The organism is Corallococcus terminator (genome assembly GCF_003611635.1).
GTDB classification, from domain to species: domain Bacteria; phylum Myxococcota; class Myxococcia; order Myxococcales; family Myxococcaceae; genus Corallococcus; species Corallococcus terminator.
Window position 1 is genome coordinate 1 of record NZ_RAVZ01000623.1, and the last position, 2,203, is coordinate 2,203.

At 65.6% G+C, this 2,203-nt stretch carries 1 protein-coding gene; it reads left to right on the forward strand.

What is annotated here, in order from left to right:
• Positions 1–206 precede the first annotated feature (206 nt).
• Complete coding sequence (locus tag D7V88_RS40840) at positions 207–1,820, forward strand: ParB/RepB/Spo0J family partition protein (protein WP_158625274.1); 1,614 nt, start codon at positions 207–209, stop codon at positions 1,818–1,820.
• Positions 1,821–2,203 lie beyond the last annotated feature (383 nt).

Below are 2,203 nucleotides of genomic sequence, written 5' to 3' on the forward strand. Positions count from 1 at the left end.
TTCCAGCCCACCGAACGAGGGGCCCAAACCACCGCACTTTTCTTCAAACGCAGACGTCTGCGATGTGTCTTTGCGCGCCGTGCAGCAGCGAAGAATGTCAGACCCCCCTGCTATACCTATTCATGCGCTGGTCGAAACGAACAGCGTCCGCCCCGGGGACTACCCGGGCGACACCGCCGGCGATAGCCGGCACAGAGGCAGACATCATGGAAGGCTCTCAGATTCACGAGGTCCCGCATACGCGCATCGTCGATTCGCCGTTTCAGACGCGAAGTAACTACGATGAACCGAAGCTCGCTGAACTCGCCGCGAACATCGTTGTGCATGGAGTCCTGCAGCCCGTCCTCGCTCGAATGGTTGGTGACATCATCGAGTTGATTGCCGGACACCGCCGCGTCCGGGCGTCGAGGATCGCCGGCAAGGAAACCATCCCCGTCATCTTCCGCGAGATGTCGGACGAGCAGGCGCGCGAGGTCGTGATTGTTGAAAACCTCCAGCGAGAGGATGTCCACGCCCTGGACGAGGCCGCCATATTCGCCGGCTTGATGGCAGATTACGGGCGGACCGCGCAGCAACTGGCCGACAAGATTGGGAAGACTCGAGCGTACGTCCTGCGTCGTCTGACGCTGAATGGCCTGTGCCCCCTGGCGCAACTGGCCTTCCGTGAGGGACGCCTCTCCGAGTACGGGGCCTTCTCGGTGGCTCGGATTCTGGATGCGGCCCTGCAGGAGGCCGCGACCAATGAACTCTGCGCGGGGAAGGACGTCGCCGGACGCAACGCCGTCCGGCAGGTAGTGGAGAGCTACCTCCTCACGTTGGATGATGCGCCCTTCGACACCAAGAGCGCGACGCTCCTTCCTTCCGCCGGGGCATGCACGGCGTGCCCCAAGCGGAGCGGCGCTTGCGCGGACCTCTTCGGGGACCTGTCACGGGCGGACCTGTGCTCCGACAGCGCCTGCTACCGGGCAAAGGCCGAGGCGACCTGGACGGTGTCGTGCGAGGAAGCCCTGGCAAAGGGCCACGAGGTCTTGGACGAGGAGGCGTCGCGGAAGCTCTTCCCTTACGGAGGCCGTTACCTCGCGCATGAGTCCGAGTATGTGGACCTGTCGATGGTCTGCCCGATGGACGATAGGCGGCGTACCTGGAAGGCGGTCCTGGGGCGCAGCCTCCCGCCTGTCACGCTCGCCCAGGACGGCCAGGGCTTCGCGCACCTGCTGGTCCGCGAGGTGGATGCGCTGTCCGTCGTCGCCCCTCCCCAGGTGGCAGGAAAGCCCAAGTCGGATGGTATTGCGCATGTCGCCACAGCCTCGATGACGGCACCGGATGTCGCGTCCGCCGAAAGGCCCGAGGACCGTCGCGCCGTCTTCAAGGCTGGATTGCCTGTCATTGTCGCGGCTGCCGAGGCCGCGCCGATTGGCGTCGAATTCCTCCGCTTCGTCGCGCGGGGGTTGCTGGAGGCGAGTTGGGCGGACGTGCGAAAGGCCGTTGCGCGGCGTCGCGGCCTGGGGACGAAGGCGCAGCCGGATGCGGGACTGTTGGAGGCCGTCGAGAAGATGTCATCGAGCGAGGTCCAGGGACTCCTTGCGGAGGTCGTTGCCAGCAGATTCGGCGTTCCTTCACATGCTGGTAGCACCTACGGAACGGGCTTCCTCGCAGCATGCGCGCTCTATGGTGTGACCCTCCAGCAACTGGAATCGTCCATCGGTGAGACGCGAAACGCAGTCGAGCCCCCCACTCTCGCCGCGCCTCTCACCCAAGGGGAGGCCAACGACATGCCCGAAGCGCCCCTCGCGGATGATGAGGAGCCCGTCGCCGCCTAGTAGCACCTGGCTCTAGGCTCCTGCCGTAATGGGACCTCCCCGGCCGGCCCTTGAAGCGGCGCAGACGTCTGCGCCGCTTTGAGGGTGCTAGGTGCCGAATCCCCGTGCTGGATGCGGCGGCTCGTCGTCTTACTGCTCACGATGCGATGTGCTTCGCCTCTTCCCTATCGACTTCGGCGCGTGCGGGGAATGTCTGTGATTGCAACGCGGGGCCGTGGCGAACTGGCACCGTCCAGGGACGTGGTAGGGATTGGGATGCGCGCCCGCAGCAACCACGTGTGAGTGCCGTGCGGGTCAGGCGTGCTGAGGACGCCGGGTTCGGCGACCCTCCTGGCGTGCGAAGGCCTCTGACACAGCCCCTCGCCCCCTGCCCTGCCCTACAG